The following is an 18,231-nucleotide window of genomic DNA, read 5'->3' as shown; positions in this document are numbered from 1 at the left end:
TTGTCTTTCGAGGCGCGAAGTCTTGGGAGGAGCGGAGTTACCATAGTAGGTAATGAGCACCGGACAAGGCGAAGCAACGAAGAAAGCGAGCGTTTGTCAACAGCCTGAGTCAGTGGGGAAGTGCCCCACTGACAAATCTCTATTTCCTCTTTTTCGCTCGTTTATCAGCTGCATTTGAACGAGCCATTGCTTCTAAATCATCATGATCGGCTAAATCACGATCAAACTCCACATCAAGTCCATCAGATTTCATATTTTTCGGAACCTGTGGCAAGTTTGCCTTGTTCTTATCTCTTGTTTTATGCCCATGTGCACGTCCCATTAGGAAGACCCCTTTCTAAGAAAAAAAGTACGGAAAACACGAATGTTTCCGTACTTTATTTTCTCTTAAGATGATAGAAAATATGTTAGTGTCTTGCCTTCTTTTTTGTAAATCCACCTGCTTGGTCAGCAAGCTTAAATTCGTGGGAATAGTTGATTTCCTGCATACTTGATAAAGTACTTTTCGACTTATCTTTTCTCTTCTTATCAGACATCGGTATCATCCCTTCTTGAATTATATACACTTCCTATTTTTCCCTTGCTAAGGCGGAATGATACTTTATTTTTGATAAATGTCATGTAATGCCGAATCAATTTGCTCATATTGAAAAGAATAGCCTGCTTCTTGTAACTTTGTCGGAAATACACGCTGTCCTTCCAACACTAACAGGCTCATCTCTCCAAGTACTACCTTTAAGATAAAGGCTGGGGCTGGGATCCAATGAGGTCTTTTCATGGTTCGAGCGAGCGCTTTTCCCAATTCGGTCATTTTCACAGGTTTTGGTGCGGTGAAATTAACAGGACCTGAAAGCTTCTCATTCTCCATGGCAAAAATGATTCCATTTACGACATCATTGAGATGAATCCATGACATCCATTGCTCGCCCGATCCCAAGTTTCCGCCTGCAAATAATTTATAAGGAAGTGCCATTCTTGGTAAGGCTCCTTCTTTGTTGTCTAAAATAATGCCAAATCGACAAAGAACAGTGCGAATATCGAGGTTGTTAGCTTCTAACGCTTTTTCTTCCCATTGCTTGACTGTCGAGGCGAGAAAATCGTCTCCGGGAGTCCTTTCATCCTCTGTAAAGGTGTCGTGTAGTGAAGTACCGTAAAAACCAATCGCACTTGCGTTAAGGAACACCTTTGGCTTTTTTTGGAGATTTTTCATTAGCTGTATCACTTCAGCGACTGTTTGTAGTCGACTTTGGAGGATAAGATTTTTCCGTGCTGGTGTCCATCGTCCAGCCCCTATTGATTCACCGGCTAAATTAATCATGACATCGATCTCTTGTAGTTGTTTTGCTGGCTCACTTCCTTCTGTTAACCATTGTACGTATGTAACGTTTCCGTCCCTTGAAAGATTTCGAGTGAGAATAAATACTTCGTGCTCAAGTTCTACCAGTCTTTTTGCTAAGGCTTTTCCAACAAAGCCTGTTCCACCTGCAATGGCAATTCTCATATCAAATGCCTCCTCTTTTTTCTCATATGGATTAATTAGCTTTAAGATGTGAAAAACCCTCTTTTTTAAGAGACGAATATGGTACATTTATAGGGAGGTGAGGTTATGGCTATCATTACAAAAATCACCGTCCAAAAAAAGAACACAGATCGTTATAATATCTTCTTGGACCATGGAAAAGGTGAGGAATACGCTTTTAGCGTCGATGAAGATGTGTTGATAAAGTTTAATTTAAAAAAGGGTCTTGAACTTGATGACTTTGCACTCATGGAAATTCATTATCATGATGATATCCGCAAAGCATATAATTTGGCAGTCCATTTTTTATCTAGGAAAATGAGATCAGAGCATGAAGTTCGCAAATATTTAAGCGAAAAAGAAGTTGAAGACCCTGTTATTCAAGAAGTTATTCATAAATTGTATGACTATCAGTTTCTCAACGATGAAGAATATGCTCTAGCTTTCGTCAGAACCCAAATGAACACAACGGATAAAGGGCTTGAGGTGATTCGTCGAGAATTGAAAGAAAAGGGAATTGCTCCCACTTTAATTGAACTTGCCTTGAAGGAGTACCCGTTTGAAAGACAGGTTGAAAAAGCAACTGAACTGCTGGAAAAGGCATTCAAGAAAGGTTCCCGTGATTCAGAAAGAATAGTAAAGCAGAAAGCAGAACAACATTTGCTCCGAAAAGGATTCCCTTTTGATGTCATTCAGATCGCAGCAGAAGCCGTTGATGATTCTAAAGATGTCGATGAGGAAATGGACGCCTTAAGATACCAAGGGGAAAAGGTCCATAAGAAATATGAGAAGTACGAGGGATATGAGTATCATCAAAGGATGAAACAGGCCTTGTATCGAAAAGGCTTTTCACTCGATATGATCGAAGCATTTTTAGAGGAAAAAAGGACCTACAATAAGAGGTGACAACGATGGAAGATAAAAGATACAGCGAATTGAGTGAGCACGAACTTAGACAGGAAATTGCCAAGCTTAAAGAACAAGCTCGAAAAGCGGAACAAATGGGGATGGTCAACGAGTTTGCTGTCCTTGAACGCAAAGCAATTATGGCAAAAGCATATTTGTTGAATCCAAAAGATATTAAGAAAAAAGAGATTTATGAAATAGAAGGGGACCCAGGGAAGTATTTTCAAGTGTCCTATTTGAACGGTGTTTTTGCTTGGGGATATCGCCTCGGTGAAAGTAAGGAAAAAGAGGCATTACCAATCTCGATGCTAAAAAACTTAAAATAACCAGAGCCAAATTAGCTCTGGTTATTGGTTTGACGAAGGTGTGAAAATGTTTAAGAATTTTTCCGGATTTGGTGATGGAGGATAATGATATCTTGCGTTTCCTTTGTTTCTCCGTTAACTTGAGAATGTGCATGCTTCGTACGAAAATTTGGCGAAGTAAATGGGCTAGAATACGGATTCTTGTCAAAGAATTTTTTCGAATTTCCCATTTTTATGCAGCCTCCCGAAAAAAGTATTTTTCAGAGAAAAACATGGATGCAAGCAAAATTCAAAATTCCTACTCAAACAACTCTGATGTGTCAGATTCCCGGTTATTCGATGCCCTCATCCGCTCTTGTGGATGAGTATTCGTTGTGCCATTAGCCCTTTTGGAGGCATATTCTGCTTTAGCTCGAGGTTCTCCCTCGAACTTATTTTGATTCTCGTATGGGAAACCTTTAGCTTTATTACGCAAAACAGTTACCCCCTAAAAAAAGTAATCAAAAACGTGAAGAACATCAATCAATCATGCTAATCACGTACTAATAGTATGAGCACATTTACAATGAAGTATCATAATTACGACAAACTAAAAGTTACCAGTGAGGTGTAAAGAAATGCAGGAATACCAACAAAAGCTAGTCGAACTTTTGCTTACAAAAAATGAAAAATTGTCCGTTCATCAAGCGCAAACATGGGTTGAACTTCTTTGGGATGATTTTGAAACAACGCGCGCAAAGGCGGGGAGAGAGTATAAGGGGAGCGAAATGACCGAACGAATCGTGCGCCAATGGATTGAAAACTATGGTGATAAGCTCCATGAATTTTTCGCAAGCAATCCGAAATATAGTCATTTATTTGAGGACAAGAAAGAGAACTAAAAATGTCCAATTCCATCGAGGAATTGGACATTTCAAATTAACCCGGAATAATTTCTAACTTCTTTCTAAGCTTCTCTTCGCTAAAGATCCAGCCTGTATAGGAAGTTAGAATAGTTAAGTCCCGATCAAGCTGAACCACGGCAACAAAAGGATAATGGTCTTTGCTGCGATAACGTAAATCAATGAACTTCACTTCGTAATAATCATCGTATTCGTCTACTTCCCAGCGATATACAGGAGAAAAGGAAAGGAAGGCAGATAAATTGTCATCCTTTTTGGCTGCATCAATCACAGGTGAAGATGGGACTTTTACTCGATCAAATTGGTCGAGAATGGTTACGTCATTATCATGGGCACGACCTACGAAAAATTGGTTTTTGTTCATTACAGCAATACGCCATTGGTGAAACTTCATTGTCGGTGCAATGATAATATCCGTCGCATCTGGGATGAGGTTCCGTACTTCATTCATCACCTTTCGCTGTGTGAAATAGCGAATAATATAATATGCAACAAGGATCACATATAAGGTCAAGAACGTATATCCAGGATCAGCTCCCATTAGCCAAATGAACAATCCAAGTACATGTAAGCCAAAAATATAAGGGTCAAACGTATTAATCACTCCTAAGGCTACCCACTTGCTCGAAAATGGCCGTAATGCCTGAGTTCCATAGGCATTGAAAATGTCCACAAAGACGTGAAGAAAGACGGCAAGAAAAGTCCATAACCAAAGATGCAGAAGGTTCGCTTCTGGAAAAAATGGATAGATGACCGCTGTGATGGCGATTGGCCATAATAACACAGCTGGAATAGAGTGAGTAATTCCTCGGTGATTTCGAATATATACAGCGTTATTTCTTAGTTTAAGAACGGTATCAACATCCGGAGCTTGTGATCCAACGATTGTTCCAATCATGACACTCGTTGCCGTGGCGGCACTACCTGCAATGACTGGATCGAGAGTAGCAAGCCCCCCGAGGGCTATTCCCATAACTAAGTGAGTACCAGTGTCCAAAAGGATGAACCTCCTTATAGGATAGAATTAAAGTGATCTTGTGCAGGAAAAAAGATCTACTTGCAAGACTGACTATTATATAATAATTTTAACAACATCTGTGGTGTAAATATAGTTCTAACCCGTTATTTTCAAAATTGTTTAAATAAAATTCACAAATATTTATTAATATTATATTTGACAGCAGGAGGCATAATCATGACAGATTCACTCAAAAACCTAAAATTAGTTAACAAAGATGCCTTCCAAGATGATCTTATTGATTGGTTTACGAAAGAACAACGGGTTCTTCCATGGCGAAAGGATCAGGACCCATACAAGGTATGGGTTTCAGAAATCATGCTTCAGCAAACAAGAGTAGACACAGTTATTCCTTACTTCAATCGATTTATTGAACAATTCCCCACTTTGGAAGATTTAGCAGATGCCGATGAAGAAAAGGTGTTAAAAGCTTGGGAAGGATTAGGATACTACTCAAGAGTAAGAAATCTTCAGTCAGCTGTTAAAGAAGTAAAGGCAAAGTATGGTGGAACTGTCCCTGACACAAAGGATGAAATTTCTACCTTAAAAGGGGTGGGACCTTATACAGCAGGAGCTATTTTATCGATTGCTTACGGGGTTCCAGAACCTGCCGTAGACGGAAATGTCATGAGAGTCATTTCTCGCATTTTATCGATTTGGGATGATATTGCTAAACCATCGACACGAAAAATATTTGAGAAAGCAATTGAAGAGATGATCTCACATGAAAATCCATCTTATTTTAACCAAGCATTAATGGAACTTGGCTCCCTGATTTGCACACCAACATCTCCATCGTGCTTACTATGTCCTGTTCGAGAACACTGCCATGCCTTTCATGAAGGCGTGGAAAAAGAACTTCCGGTCAAAACAAAGGCAAAAAAGCAGAGACTCGTTCAACTTGCGGCAGTTGTGTTGAAAGACAACGAAGGCAAAACCGTCATTCATAAGCGTCCAAGCAGTGGCTTATTAGCGAATATGTGGGAATTCCCTAACGTCGAAGTATCCATTCCTTTTTCTCGAGAAAAGAGTCATATTCAAAGCTTACTATCTGAGCAGCTCGAAATAGACGTAAAGCTGGGAAAAAATATTGGTCAATTGGAACATGTATTTTCGCATCTAAAATGGGATATTCAAGTCTACGAAGGGGAACTTCTTACTCCAATAATAGAGACCGATAACTTAAAATACGCAACCCTAGAAAATATTGATGAGTATCCATTTCCCGTGTCTCATCAGAAAATCATGAGACAATATTTTAAAGATGTGTCTACATTAAAAAGCGCCGATTAAAAACGGCGTTTTTTTCTCATAATATGAAGTTTAATAATAATGGAGTGGGCAAACTATCCTTTTTTTAACCCGCCACGATTTACGATTTCCTCCATGATTTCGCGATGAATCGTTTGACCTTCAGCGTTTAAGTAAGGCATCATTTGTTGCAAACAATGATGAAAATAGGCAAGTTCTTCTTCGCTCCAATTTGCGATGGACATCATCGAGAGTTCTGTCATATCTCTTCCTTCGTACATTTAGAAACACTCCTTCAAGTATGTATATGGATAGTCTTTTGTTCTGAATTGATATCTATACAAAGAATGACTAAAATTGAAGAAGAATAATCGGTAGATAGGGGACTAGATATTATGGCAAAAGTAGCATTGGTTACAGGAAGTAGTCGAGGAATTGGAAAAGCAACAGCTCTTCGCTTAGCAAAACAAGGTTACGACATCGTCATCAACTATGCAAGAAGTAAAAAGGCAGCATTAGAAACAGCAGCTGAAATTGAGGCATTAGGAAGAAAAGTATTAGTGGTTAAAGCGAATGTAGGGGATGTTGAGAAAATAAAAGGGATGTTTGAGGAGATTGATCAAGTATTCGATCGTTTAGATGTTTTGGTTAGCAACGCGGCATCTGGAGTGCAAAGACCAATTATGGAGCTAGAAGAGTCTCACTGGAATTGGACAATGAACATTAATAGTAAGGCACTTCTTTTTTGTGCCCAGGAAGCGGCAAAACGAATGGAAAAGAACGGTGGCGGAAAAATTGTAAGCATAAGCTCACTAGGTGCGATTCGCTACTTAGAGAATTACACGACAGTTGGGGTATCGAAAGCGGCAGTCGAAGCACTTACCCGTTATTTAGCAGTTGAACTATCTGAGAAAAATATCGTTGTAAATGCCGTATCAGGTGGAGCAGTCGATACGGAAGCATTGAAATCTTTCCCGAATCGAGAGGAGCTTCTTGCTGAGGCGAGAGCGAAAACACCTGCTGGAAAAATGGTTGAAATCGATGATATTGTCGACACGGTCATGTTTTTAGTAAGTGATCAAGCAAGCATGATAAGAGGGCAGACGATTATAGTAGACGGTGGAATTTCTTTATTAGTTTAAGTCAATTTTTTCCAAATAAATAATTGGATAGTAATCTCTATGCATGGATAAATTAATATGCGTGGAGGTGATATCAGTGGCAAAGCCAAACAAATCTCAAGCTGGAACTAACATTCAACAAGTACGCCAACAAAACGCTCAATCTGCTGGCTCTCAAGGGCAATTCGGTACTGAATTTGGTAGCGAAACAAATGCTCAAGAGGTAAAAAAGCAAAATCAACAAGCTGAATCTAAAAAATCTCAAAACTCTGGCCAATTCGGTCAGTCATAACAGCTCATATACTTAGAAAAAGAATACCCCTTCTTATCGTAGAAGGGGTATTCTTTTGTGAATAAAAAATCTAAAGCGAATTTGTTTTTCGACAAAACTTCCTTTATCCCTACATAACTAGTCAAAGGAATACATACAAGTGGAACGAATATATTTAAACGTGGAATTAAATCAGCAATAGGACGGTGTGTTAAACATGAATAAATTTAACCGTTTAGTCAGTGAACAGATGGATACGATGGAAAAGCTGTTATTTCTTCAATCGGAAATTGAGCGTTGTCAAGGTCTTGAAAAGGAGCTTATAGAGCTACAGGAGCAAGCGAAATTAGAGAGCATTCAGAAGGAAATTGCGAGCAAGAAAGCAGAATTAAAGGAAATCCATGAGATGTTTGAACAACAGACAGAGGAATTAATTCAATCATATCAAGATGTTCGTGCCCTCGTGTAAAGTGTATGAAAACGAAAAAAATAATGGATAAAGAATGGAGTCGTTGAAATATTTCAATGGCTCTTTGTTTTAAATTCCGTCTTTTACCGTTATAATAATAAAAAGAGAAACTGGACAGGCTTTGTTATTTTTGAATAAGGTTAACGAATTCAACGATTTTACAATGGCTGTAAGTGATGAGTCATTGTCTAAATGTACTCGAACGTGTTCGGAAATGAAAGTAGGGAGACTAAAATGGAAGTACCTGTGGAGGGTGAACCGATACAAATTCATAGCTATAAGCATAATGGTTATATCCACCGAGTATGGGATGAAACGACTGTGCTTAAAGGCTCTCAAAATTTAGTTATAGGTGGAAATGATCGGACTATCGTGACAGAATCGGATGGAAGAACGTGGGTGACACGAGAGCCAGCAATTTGTTATTTTCATGCACAACTTTGGTTTAATGTGATTGGAATGATTCGTGAGGATGGCATTTATTATTATTGCAATTTAAGCTCACCGTTTATTTTTGATGGAGAAGCTTTGAAGTACATAGATTATGACTTAGATATTAAAGTTTTTCCAGATATGACGTTTAATTTACTCGATGAGGATGAATATGAACGGCATCGAAAGGAAATGAAATATCCTGAGGTCATTGATCAAATTTTAAAAAGCCATGTAGATAAGCTCATTCGCTGGATTCGTCAAAGAAAAGGCCCATTTGCAGCGGACTTTATTGATATTTGGTATGAGCGATATTTAACATACAGACGCTAAAGTAGAGTAGAAAACGCCTGTTGATGAATTCAACAGGTTTTTATTTGGGAAAATTATAATGGTCAAAAAATAAGTGTAGTCCAGGTACACAGCAATTTTTTAAGGTCCGTTTCAACTAGGGGGGAACAAGTTGGATAGTATACGTAGGTATATGCATTTTGTAAAGCCATATAAGATTCAAATCATTGGAACGATTTTGATTGGGATTATCAAGTTTGCCATTCCATTATTGATTCCATTGCTAATTAAATATGTCTTGGATGACATTGTCGGGAATACAGGGCTAACAGCTGACGAAAAAGTGAGTAAGCTTGTCTTAATTATGGGAATCATGATTGTTATCTTTCTCATCGTACGGCCGCCTGTAGAATATTATCGACAATACTTTGCCCAATGGACGGCAAGTAAGATCCTTTATGATGTGAGAGACCGTCTTTTTACACATATTCAAAAATTGAGCTTTAAATATTATTCGAATACAAAGGCTGGGGAAGTCATCTCTCGTGTTATTAATGATGTGGAGCAAACGAAAACCTTTGTCATTACGGGATTGATGAATTTATGGCTAGACCTTGCCACGATTGCTATTGCCGTTGTGATCATGATGACGATGGATGTGAAGTTAACGATTGTTTCGCTCATTCTATTTCCTTTTTATGCATTTTCGATTAGGTATTTTTTCGGGAATTTAAGAAAGCTGACAAGGAGGCGCTCTCAGGCTCTGGCAGAGGTTCAAAGCTATTTGCATGAACGGGTATCGGGAATGCCTGTCATTAAAAGCTTTGCGATCGAAGAAGAGGAGCAAAAACGATTTGATTCGCAAAATAGTAATTTCTTGACAAAAGCAATCGATCATACGAAGTGGAATGCGAAAGCCTTTGCCGTCGTCAATACGATTACCGATATTGCTCCATTACTGGTTATTGGATTTTCTGGTTATCAAGTCATTAAAGGCCAATTATCAATTGGAGAAATGGCTGCCTTTATCGCTTATATTGATCGTCTTTATAATCCATTAAGAAGACTTGTAAACTCCTCAACTACGTTAACCCAATCGATCGCTTCGATGGATCGAGTCTTTGAATTTATCGATGAAAAATATGATATTAAAGACAAACCAAATGCGATTCGATGTGAAAAAGTATCAGGTCATATTCAATTGGAAAATGTAAGCTTTGCCTATGACGAAAAGGAAGAAAAAGTGTTAAAGAATATCTCTCTTGATGTGAAGGAAGGGGAGACGATTGCTCTCGTTGGGATGAGCGGTGGAGGTAAGTCATCATTAGTGAGCCTCCTGCCAAGGTTTTATGATGTAACCGAAGGGAGAATTCTTCTTGACGGCATTGATATTCGTGATTTCCAAGTCCGGACATTGCGAGACAAAATCGGAATGGTTTTACAAGATAATATCCTCTTTAGTGAATCGGTTAAATCAAATATTTTGATTGGAAAACCTGATGCAACTGATGAAGAGGTGATCGCAGCAGCAAAAGCGGCGAATGCCCATGATTTTATTTTGAATTTACCTGAAGGCTATGAAACAAAGGTTGGAGAACGGGGCGTGAAACTTTCTGGTGGTCAAAAGCAAAGGGTGGCAATTGCAAGAGTTTTTATAAAGAACCCTCCGATTCTAGTTTTAGATGAAGCGACCTCCGCTTTAGACTTAGAAAGTGAGCATTTAATTCAGGAAGCAATTGAGAAACTTGCCAAGGATCGTACGACCTTTATCGTTGCACATCGACTTTCAACGATTACCCATGCGGATCGAATTGTTTTAATTGAAAATGGAGAAATCGTCGAAATGGGTCGTCACGAAGAATTAATGGCAGCTCAGGGAAACTACTATAAGCTTTTTCAAATTCAACAGTTAGAGAACTGAACTTCCGTTATTTAATAAAAAACAGTCAAGAGAACAATCGCTAGAATCGTTCTCTTGGCTGTTTTTTACGGCTTTAAATCAATTAGTTTTCCACATTTAAGGTTAATAAAGGAATCCGTTTTTCATATTTTTTTACTAATGCTTCATTATGTGCGTCAGAACCTTCCATATTTCCACTTAGGAAGATGGGTGGCTCAAAGTCACGATCTGCCATCATTTTAATGGCTTCTGCAAATATACTATTTAAAATAGCCGCACCAACAACTGTAGAAGTAGGAGCAAATGGCACCTTTACCTTATCGTAGCTTAAGATAGCATCTCCTTTAGCAGAGTAATTATTAATCACTAAATCGACTGAATTATAAAGATGGTTTCCGCTTTTATGACGAGATGGTTGGCTTTGGGAATATTCTAAAGAAGTTAGTCCAATGACAAAGGCCCCTTTTTCTTTCGCATATTGTGCTACATCAACAGGTACAGGATTTCGACCAGAAGTAGATAATACAAAGACAATATCATTTGCTTTAATCTCATGTTCTGTTAAAAAGTTCTGCGCATAATCATTTTTTCGCTCTAATTGGGAAGAACGCATTGCCCCTTCATGTAGCATTAAAGGTTCAAATAAAATCGGTTTAATCGGTACTAATCCGCCAGCACGATAGAAAACTTCTTCAGTTAAGATATGTGAATGGCCACATCCAAACAATTGAATAATACCACCGTTTTCGATACTATTTGCGACTTTTTCAGCTGCTAATTGTAATTGCTCGTTTTCATTCTCTAAAACTAACTGTAGTAAATGGCTTACTTTTTCAAAATAGCTCGATAGCATAGGTTAAGCCTCCAGTGAATGTAATATTTTTGCCACTTCAGTTGGAATTGTTTTCCCTGTCGCTTGATCAATCGTGGAACCAAATATATGTGGCATGAAAAATTCTATTTCAATATTCTTAACGGCATTGATGATCGTCTTAATATTTGATTTGCTAATACCACCTGCAGGTTCAATGCCACGAATTCCTTTTCGAGCGGCCACTTTTGTTAAATAGACGAGTTCCTCTAAATGAACTTCACCTGATAGAGGCATAAATTTGATGGACTCCACCTCTAATGCAAGCGCCATTTCCACAAATTCCTCAACCTTTAGTTCCAAACCAGAGGGCAGTTTCACTGTTCCAATCGTTCCACTTGGATTTACTAATGCGTTAACGAGTTGTGGAGAGGTTCCTTTTCCGTCAAGAAATCCTCTTGCATATATAGCACTTTCAAATGGTTGATTAATATGTCCTGGATTAGAGAAGGCTGCAATGTCGAGAACTCGTTTTGCGTACATGGGATCCCCGCCACCGCCGAGACCGATAGAGACGATATCTACTACTTCCTTAAGTTCTTTAACCTTACTAGCACCTTCTTCAATAATTGAAAAATCGGATGCTACGATTCCTGGAACGACAAATCCTTTTCCGGCATCCATGATGTCCTGTACATTTTCTTTATCCTTTGCTAGAAAGTTGAATAAGACAAAATCAAAAAGCTTATCTTTTAACATGTTAGCGGCCTTCTTTCATTTCTTCAATAATTTGTACCATGTTCTCGAGGGCAACTTTGATTACTTTTTCCCCTTTATCTATACGAGCTAATGTCGCATCACTTAAGACTGCAGTTTCGGTGAATTCTTCCCATGGTGTCGGTGTCACATCAGCTGTCAGTGGAATCGAGGGCATATCATCTATTGCTTTATCCATATCGACAAATTCTGGAGCTAGGTATAACATATAGGACGTTTCTATTTCATCTGCATGAAAGTATGTGCCGTGACTTGCAGGAGTTTCTCTAACTTCAGCAATGGCTTTGCTCGTTCCAGGATAAAATAGATAGAGTACGATTAAATCTGGGTATTTTTCATAAAGTTTTCGTGCTGCTTCCTTCATGGCAACAGCATTTCCTAGATGACCATTGACCATGGCAAAAATTTGAAAGCCTTGACGATATAAACTTTCTCCAATATCGAATAACATACTAATTAAAGATTCATTCGATACATTGATGCTACCAGGGAAGTTCTTTAAACTCCAAACTTGTCCATAAGGTAAGGTAGGTAAAACAAATCCATTGATTCGTTCGGCAAGCTTTGCACTTAACCGTTCTGCTAAAAGATTATCAGTACCTAATGGCAAATGTGGGCCATGTGCCTCTACAGCACCTATTGGTAAAATAGCGACCTTTTTATCGATTATTTTTTCTTTGACTTCAAAGGAGTTTTCATATTGGAATTGCATGCTTACACCTCGCTGACTATTTTTTAAATGTAAAGCATTTTGCTGGGTTTTCTACAAAGAATTTATGAACCAACTGCTCCCCATTAAACCCTTTTTGATTCGCTTCATCAATGAATCTTGGAACCCACTTAGCAATAATGTATTCTAAACCTAAACCGTAATCATAATGTTTGTAGTAACTTTTACGAGCTGTATCACCGGAAATTAAGATTTGGTTTTCATAGCCTTTTTCTACTAAATTTAAAATACACTCAATTCTCAGTGATTCTGGTGCGTATTTGATTTTCGCAATGCCATCAAAGCTTAATAGTGCTCCTGTTTTTGCTATTTTCTCATGATAGTATGGATCTGGATTGCGATCCATATGTCCCAAACTTAAGAATTCAAGATTCACATTTTCTGATTTTAATAGTTCAATTTGCTCCAATGCCATTGTGCCAACTTCGGTATGTGAATGAATCGGAGCTTTTGTTTCATGGTGGGCTCTAGCTACTGCACGTAAAGTTTTCTCCTCTAAGGGGGTAATACGGTTATAGCCTGTTCCGAATTTCACTTGTCCAGCTTTAAATGGGGTGCCTTCCAGCCCTTCTTCCACTTCACTAATGACAAATTCAGTTAGTTTATTAATACTTGTATTGTCAATCCATTCTGCATAGGTTTCATAATTGCCAATAAGGGGTTTGAGCTCTTCTTTAATCTTTCCATCCCATAGAAAGCTCTTGTTAAAACCAGCTGTACCGATAATATGGAGATCAAGCTCATCAGAAATTTCTTTGACAGCTGGAACATCTCGACCATAATCAATGGCAGTGGCATCAACAATTGCTTGTCCTCCATGACGTTTGAAATCAGCAACATCTTTTTTAGATTTTTCTTTGTCATCTAATAGTAAATCATTGGCATCTCTTTCAGCCCAATAGGCTGGACGACAAACAATATGTTCATGAGAATAAGTAAATCCTAACTTTTCCGGCTTAATATCTCCTCTTAATGTACGAATAAAACTCATCTCGATTCCTCCTAGTTGACTAAATGAAAACCGACATAAATTCATGTCGGCTCAGGCGGTTATCGCAAACGTCTGCTTTCTTTCCCTTTTCTCGTGCTTGCTCCCTTCATAGGAAACTCCGCTTTTCTCAAGATTTAGCAAGATGAACCAAACGTTGTCATTCAAACTGAAGACTGATGGATGTCGGTTTTCATTTTGTTGTTAATTAAATAACATTCCGATTAATTTGAATAGTGGTCCTAAGATGAACATATCAGAATCTGCGGCCCACATGGCGGTGTCTGGGATTGTAGAAGAAATTAGTGTTTTAACCATGAAATATTGTCCCCAAGCGACAATTGTTGCTGTAATGAAGCCACCCATTAGGGCACCTCGTACACCACCGGTTGCATTCCCAAAAACACCAGCTGTTGCTCCATGGAAGAATAGTACAATCATCGTTGGTACAAACACATAACCTACTGTTTGACCCAAAACAATTAGCCAGATGAGTCCGCCTACAAATGCACCTAGGAAACCAAGAATAACTGCATTTGGTGCATAAGTGAAGACGATAGGTGCATCTAATGCAGGTCTTGCACCTGGAACAAGTTTCGTAGCAATACCATTGAAGGCAGGAACGATCTCTCCAATAAACATTTTTACCCCGAAAAGCACGACAGCAATACCAGCTGCAAAGGTAAAGGATTGAATAATGGCATACATTATAAAATTCTGATCGCCAGCTTGTGCAATTAAGGCATCTGCTGCTGGAGTATCTTTTAGAGAAAGAATGACGGCACCTACTACGAATAGAATACTCATCGTTAGTGCGGTAATGACATTGGAGTCTCTTAGGAACTCAAGACCTTTAGGCAACTTGATTTTTTCTGAATCATTTTCTTTATTCCCAAACCATTTTCCAAACCAAGATGCGAGTAAGGCAACGAGCGCAGAAGTGTGACCTAGCGCTATTTGATCATGTCCAGTAATTTTACGCATGTACGGTTGGACGATAGCTGGTTGAAATGTCCAATAAATCCCCATAAATACGGATAATATGAGAACTAATGCCGCGAACGGAATATTTGTTGTAGTGTCGATGAGGACACCAGCGAAAATCATCGTTGTCCAGAACATCATATGTCCTGTTAAGTAAATATATTTAAAGCGCGTAAACCTTGCTAATAATACGTTAATCACAAATCCGATAAACATCGCTAATGTTACTGCTGAGCCGTATTTCGCATTGAATGCTTCTTGCCCCATAAAGGAACTAAATTCTGCACCTTCAATTCCAAATACTTCACTCCACATTGGTTCAAAAACTCCAAGGGAACCAGTAATGACACCTGCACCAGCATTAATGATTAAGAAACCAATCATGGCTTTAAATGTGCCACTGATGATTTGACTTGTATTCTTTTTCTGTAAAATCAAACCAAGCAACACGATAAAACCTAATAAAATAGCCGGTATCCCAAAGAAGTTAGATGCTAACCATTGAATAATCTCCATTGTTTTTCCTCCTTTATTATCTGGGCTTTACTAGACGATATTTGCTTCAAGAGCTGTTTTAATTTCATTTGTATCAAAGTAGTTATTAACAATAATGATTTTCGATGAATGTCCTGCTAATGATTGTGATAATTCATTACTTGTAATGATATAGTCAGGACGTTCTGCAGAAGCACTGGAAACGTCCGTATTTTCAACATCTGCTTCAATTCCCATAGTGCGCAATACGTTTTCTACATTAATTCGTAAAATCAAACTTGTTCCTTGTCCTAGACCACATACGCATAAAATCTTCATTAGGCTTGTCCTCCTATTAATGGTTTAATATCTTCATAGCTTTTGGCATTTAGTAGTTTTTCTACATTTTCTTGATCGGATAATAGTGCCATTAATTTTTGCAGCACGGTAACATGCTCGATACTAGATGAAGCACCTAAGCCGAAAACTAACCTCACTGGGTCGTTATGAGAATGACCAAATTTAACTGGTGTCTTTAGTCTTACAAATGATACACATGCCTCTTTGACGCCATCTTCTGGCCTTGCATGGGGGAGAGCTATATTTGGCGCAAGGACAAAATATGGACCATTTGTTTTAAAGGAGCGTACCATGGCATGTACGTATGTTTCTTCAACAAGATCATTATTCATTAGAAGCATGCCTGTGCTAAAAATAGCTTCTTCAGGTGATGCAGCCTCTACGTCTAAAGCAATTAAAGATTCCTCCAAAAATTTCATGTATCACACCTCCATGTTCGTTAACCTAATGCTGTTCAATTAAGGGATTGTTTAATATATTGATAGATTTCACGTGCTGATTGAAGTTTGATTAATCTGTTCACTGTGTCTTTTTTGGAAAATAATCCTGTTAATTGGGATAAAGCCCTGAGATGTGATTCTTGATCAAAAGGAGCAAATGTAATGATTAAGAAAACATCATGCTTCGAATCATTTGAAAAGGAAACGGCTTCTTCTAGTTTTAACAGACTCATGCCTAGTTGTTTGACGCCATCTTCAGGTTTCGCATGAGGAATCGCTACCTTCGGAGAAATAACAATATAAGGTCCATGCTTTTCGATATTTGAAATCATCGCATCCCGATATTCTTCCGTAATGTAGTCACCTTCTATAAGGGAGTGAGCCGCTAATTTGACGGCAGATTTCCAATCTGAAACACTTGACGCCGTATGGATATGTTCTTCTTTTAAAATATCAATTAAGTTAGGTTTATACGTTTCAGCTATAGTGATTTCTGGACGATTTAAATATTGTCTTAGTTCTTTTATTAGCTCATCTTTTTGATGTATCGTTGCGTAACGTTCAATAACGTCCATGATTCTATCTGTTGCGAGAGTTTGTTTTTGCGAACGATTAAAGATGGCGTTCACCTTTTTTAACAAACTTTCTTTTTCAGCATCGGACAAAATGGGACTAACGACAAATTGTGGAACATCCTTTTTTTGAATCGCTGTTGTCGAAAAAACGAGATCAATCACATAGTCCTTTTCCTCATAATCTCTAACGGAAACAGAGTCAATAATATCAATAGTAGAAAATAAACCTTCTAATTGCTGCTTTAGTATTTGTGAAGTTCCAATTCCATTTGCACATACGACTAATGCTTTTTTTCTAGAAATTAACGTAGTTCCAGCTCTCCGTAAGCAACCACCAAAATGAAATGAGATATAGGCGATTTCATTTTCAGGTAATGGTTTTCCAATTAACTTTTCGAAGGGCTCGACCACTTTTTGTGTGAGGGAGTACACCTCTTCAAATTTAGATTTAACAGAGTCAACAATATTTTTTTCGAGATCAAGTCCGTATTTGACCCGATAAAAAGCAGGTTTTAAATGAAGAACGAGATTTTTCACCAGCATTTCCTGAGCGTCAAATAATGTACATGCAAGGATTTGAAATTGATGAGTCATTTTTTTGGCAACATTCATTAATTCTTCTGAGAGGATATTGTCATTTCGATCTTCCTCAGAATAATTAACACGGGCACCTAATAAGTAGGTTGTTAAATAGAACTTCTCATCATCAGGAAAGGATGTTTTAAAGATACTTTCGAGTTCATGACAAATTTGTTTTGTTACTATAAATGCCTTCGTTTTCCGTAAAACTTCTTTCTCAACTAAATCCATTTTTATATAATTCTTTTGAGTAATCCTCATGCTAAATAACACGAATCGCAGACTTAAGCTATAAAGCATATCATCTGTAAACTTAATATTTAATTCTTTTTCGCTTTGGAAGAGTAAATGATAAACCTGTTTTAGTAACTCTAAAAGATGCTCACTACTTAGTGAGTCGTTAAATTGGATTTGAAGAGCTACTACTAATGAATGCTGATTTTGTATAGGGATAGCAATCGATAAATAATACCCAATTGCTCTCCGAATTTCAGCTTCCTCACCTCTTATGGTGTACCCTTTTTTTCGTTCAAAATCCAAATGAAGATGAAAGGATCCGATGTCTGCTTTTAATGATTTAATATCTTCGATAGTAGTAGTCCTACTAACTCTGATTTTTTCCATTAGATCCTCGAGAAAATATCTTTTTCCACCCATTAAGATATAGATAGCAATCCACGCCTTGCGTTCATCCTGTGAATATTCATAATGCCAAGCTTGCATACTCTCAAGGTTGATTGGAATCTGTTTTTTTGCTTCGGCTGTAAGAATAAACCCAGCACTACGAACTTTTTCAATCTTGTCGATTCCAAGGCTGGCAAGCCAATCATTTATTTTTTCCATATCATAATAGATGGTTCGACGTGAAACATTTAATTTCTCTGTTAATTCCTCTGCAGACAGATAAGAGTCAGCATTGATTAATTGCATCAAAATGGCAGTACTGCGTTTATCTAGTGACATGTCATATTCCTCCTTGCACTTAAGAATTGTGCAGAAAGATCAAGGGCAATTGCTTAACTTGATCCTACATCTTCTCTATTGATATTGAAAGACCGATTGCTATCAAGACCTTTTGTGCAAAATCGTACTGATTAATCAAAATTATCAAAAAATACAAGTGTATGT

Annotated in this window: 24 protein-coding genes; 9 read left to right on the top strand and 15 right to left on the bottom strand. The window is 38.0% G+C overall.

Features of this window, described 5'->3' with window-relative positions:
- Positions 1-139 precede the first annotated feature (139 nt).
- From AA0X71_RS19390 to AA0X71_RS19380, 3 genes are all read right to left on the bottom strand, one after another.
- Positions 140-322 carry a YfhD family protein gene (locus tag AA0X71_RS19390; RefSeq protein ID WP_413356918.1) on the bottom strand — a complete coding sequence of 61 codons (183 nt, stop codon included), beginning with the start codon at positions 320-322 and terminating at the stop codon, positions 140-142.
- Between the two features lie 85 nt (positions 323-407).
- Complete coding sequence (locus AA0X71_RS19385; protein WP_413356917.1) at positions 408-536, bottom strand: YfhE family protein; 129 nt, start codon at positions 534-536, stop codon at positions 408-410.
- Between the two features lie 65 nt (positions 537-601).
- Complete coding sequence (locus AA0X71_RS19380) at positions 602-1,501, bottom strand: TIGR01777 family oxidoreductase (RefSeq protein ID WP_413356916.1); 900 nt, start codon at positions 1,499-1,501, stop codon at positions 602-604.
- A gap of 105 nt (positions 1,502-1,606) precedes the next feature.
- On the opposite strand from AA0X71_RS19380, the gene recX reads away from it, so the two are divergent.
- Entirely contained in the window at positions 1,607-2,425 is an 819-nt protein-coding gene (gene recX, locus AA0X71_RS19375) for a recombination regulator RecX (RefSeq protein WP_413356915.1), read from the top strand.
- 5 nt (positions 2,426-2,430) lie between these two features.
- Positions 2,431-2,751 carry a YfhH family protein gene (locus AA0X71_RS19370; RefSeq protein ID WP_413356914.1) on the top strand — a complete coding sequence of 107 codons (321 nt, stop codon included), beginning with the start codon at positions 2,431-2,433 and terminating at the stop codon, positions 2,749-2,751.
- A 50-nt stretch (positions 2,752-2,801) separates the two neighbouring features.
- On the opposite strand, the gene AA0X71_RS19365 is transcribed toward AA0X71_RS19370, so the two are convergent.
- Together AA0X71_RS19365 and AA0X71_RS19360 are read right to left on the bottom strand one after the other, a co-directional pair.
- Entirely contained in the window at positions 2,802-2,960 is a 159-nt protein-coding gene (locus AA0X71_RS19365; RefSeq protein WP_019154991.1) for a YpzG family protein, read from the bottom strand.
- 68 nt (positions 2,961-3,028) lie between these two features.
- Positions 3,029-3,205, bottom strand: coding sequence for a small, acid-soluble spore protein K (locus tag AA0X71_RS19360; RefSeq protein ID WP_019154990.1), 177 nt, complete (start codon positions 3,203-3,205; stop codon positions 3,029-3,031).
- A 142-nt stretch (positions 3,206-3,347) separates the two neighbouring features.
- On the opposite strand from AA0X71_RS19360, the gene AA0X71_RS19355 reads away from it, so the two are divergent.
- The gene (locus AA0X71_RS19355; protein ID WP_413356913.1) at positions 3,348-3,611 is read left to right on the top strand and encodes a YfhJ family protein; all 264 of its coding nucleotides are present in this window, start codon (positions 3,348-3,350) and stop codon (positions 3,609-3,611) included.
- Positions 3,612-3,648: 37 nt separating this feature from the next.
- On the opposite strand, the gene AA0X71_RS19350 is transcribed toward AA0X71_RS19355, so the two are convergent.
- Entirely contained in the window at positions 3,649-4,629 is a 981-nt protein-coding gene (locus AA0X71_RS19350; protein ID WP_413356912.1) for a metal-dependent hydrolase, read from the bottom strand.
- 198 nt (positions 4,630-4,827) lie between these two features.
- Between AA0X71_RS19350 and mutY the strand changes: the two genes are divergently transcribed.
- Positions 4,828-5,943, top strand: coding sequence for an A/G-specific adenine glycosylase (gene mutY / locus AA0X71_RS19345; protein ID WP_413356911.1), 1,116 nt, complete (start codon positions 4,828-4,830; stop codon positions 5,941-5,943).
- A 53-nt stretch (positions 5,944-5,996) separates the two neighbouring features.
- On the opposite strand, the gene AA0X71_RS19340 is transcribed toward mutY, so the two are convergent.
- The gene (locus AA0X71_RS19340; RefSeq protein ID WP_413356910.1) at positions 5,997-6,182 is read right to left on the bottom strand and encodes a hypothetical protein; all 186 of its coding nucleotides are present in this window, start codon (positions 6,180-6,182) and stop codon (positions 5,997-5,999) included.
- 111 nt (positions 6,183-6,293) lie between these two features.
- Between AA0X71_RS19340 and fabL the strand changes: the two genes are divergently transcribed.
- The 5 genes from fabL (at position 6,294) to AA0X71_RS19315 (ending at position 10,406) form a co-directional block, all read left to right on the top strand.
- The gene (gene fabL / locus AA0X71_RS19335) at positions 6,294-7,043 is read left to right on the top strand and encodes an enoyl-[acyl-carrier-protein] reductase FabL (protein WP_413362683.1); all 750 of its coding nucleotides are present in this window, start codon (positions 6,294-6,296) and stop codon (positions 7,041-7,043) included.
- A gap of 76 nt (positions 7,044-7,119) precedes the next feature.
- Positions 7,120-7,314 carry a gamma-type small acid-soluble spore protein gene (locus AA0X71_RS19330; protein ID WP_019154984.1) on the top strand — a complete coding sequence of 65 codons (195 nt, stop codon included), beginning with the start codon at positions 7,120-7,122 and terminating at the stop codon, positions 7,312-7,314.
- Positions 7,315-7,510: 196 nt separating this feature from the next.
- Positions 7,511-7,762: a YgaB family protein gene (locus tag AA0X71_RS19325; protein ID WP_413356909.1), complete on the top strand. Its 252-nt coding sequence runs from the start codon at positions 7,511-7,513 to the stop codon at positions 7,760-7,762.
- 234 nt (positions 7,763-7,996) lie between these two features.
- Positions 7,997-8,527 (top strand): DUF402 domain-containing protein, encoded by a 531-nt coding sequence (locus tag AA0X71_RS19320; RefSeq protein WP_413356908.1) that lies wholly within the window; start codon positions 7,997-7,999, stop codon positions 8,525-8,527.
- Positions 8,528-8,657: 130 nt separating this feature from the next.
- Complete coding sequence (locus AA0X71_RS19315) at positions 8,658-10,406, top strand: ABC transporter ATP-binding protein (protein ID WP_413356907.1); 1,749 nt, start codon at positions 8,658-8,660, stop codon at positions 10,404-10,406.
- An 82-nt stretch (positions 10,407-10,488) separates the two neighbouring features.
- Here the strand turns inward: AA0X71_RS19315 and AA0X71_RS19310 are convergent, their stop codons facing one another.
- The 8 genes from AA0X71_RS19310 to AA0X71_RS19275 all read right to left on the bottom strand — a co-directional run bounded on the left by AA0X71_RS19310 (position 10,489) and on the right by AA0X71_RS19275 (position 18,066).
- Positions 10,489-11,238, bottom strand: a complete 750-nt coding sequence (locus tag AA0X71_RS19310; RefSeq protein WP_413356906.1) for an SIS domain-containing protein — start codon at positions 11,236-11,238, stop codon at positions 10,489-10,491.
- A gap of 3 nt (positions 11,239-11,241) precedes the next feature.
- Positions 11,242-11,955, bottom strand: a complete 714-nt coding sequence (locus AA0X71_RS19305; RefSeq protein WP_413356905.1) for a KDGP aldolase — start codon at positions 11,953-11,955, stop codon at positions 11,242-11,244.
- A gap of 1 nt (position 11,956) precedes the next feature.
- Positions 11,957-12,685 (bottom strand): creatininase family protein, encoded by a 729-nt coding sequence (locus AA0X71_RS19300; RefSeq protein WP_413356904.1) that lies wholly within the window; start codon positions 12,683-12,685, stop codon positions 11,957-11,959.
- Between the two features lie 16 nt (positions 12,686-12,701).
- Positions 12,702-13,694 (bottom strand): phosphotriesterase, encoded by a 993-nt coding sequence (locus AA0X71_RS19295; RefSeq protein ID WP_413356903.1) that lies wholly within the window; start codon positions 13,692-13,694, stop codon positions 12,702-12,704.
- A gap of 201 nt (positions 13,695-13,895) precedes the next feature.
- Positions 13,896-15,191, bottom strand: a complete 1,296-nt coding sequence (locus AA0X71_RS19290; RefSeq protein WP_413356902.1) for a PTS ascorbate transporter subunit IIC — start codon at positions 15,189-15,191, stop codon at positions 13,896-13,898.
- 30 nt (positions 15,192-15,221) lie between these two features.
- Entirely contained in the window at positions 15,222-15,488 is a 267-nt protein-coding gene (locus tag AA0X71_RS19285) for a PTS sugar transporter subunit IIB (RefSeq protein ID WP_019154972.1), read from the bottom strand.
- Entirely contained in the window at positions 15,488-15,928 is a 441-nt protein-coding gene (locus tag AA0X71_RS19280) for a PTS sugar transporter subunit IIA (RefSeq protein ID WP_413356901.1), read from the bottom strand. Before AA0X71_RS19280 ends, AA0X71_RS19285 begins: the two co-directional genes overlap by 1 nt.
- 35 nt (positions 15,929-15,963) lie before the next feature.
- Positions 15,964-18,066: a BglG family transcription antiterminator gene (locus AA0X71_RS19275; RefSeq protein WP_413356900.1), complete on the bottom strand. Its 2,103-nt coding sequence runs from the start codon at positions 18,064-18,066 to the stop codon at positions 15,964-15,966.
- Positions 18,067-18,231 lie beyond the last annotated feature (165 nt).

The sequence above is a fragment of the Robertmurraya phoenicis genome (assembly GCF_047302285.1).
Lineage (GTDB): Bacteria > Bacillota > Bacilli > Bacillales > Cytobacillaceae > Robertmurraya.
Note: the sequence above shows the minus strand (reverse complement) of the source record. Positions and strands in the feature narration are given on the sequence as shown.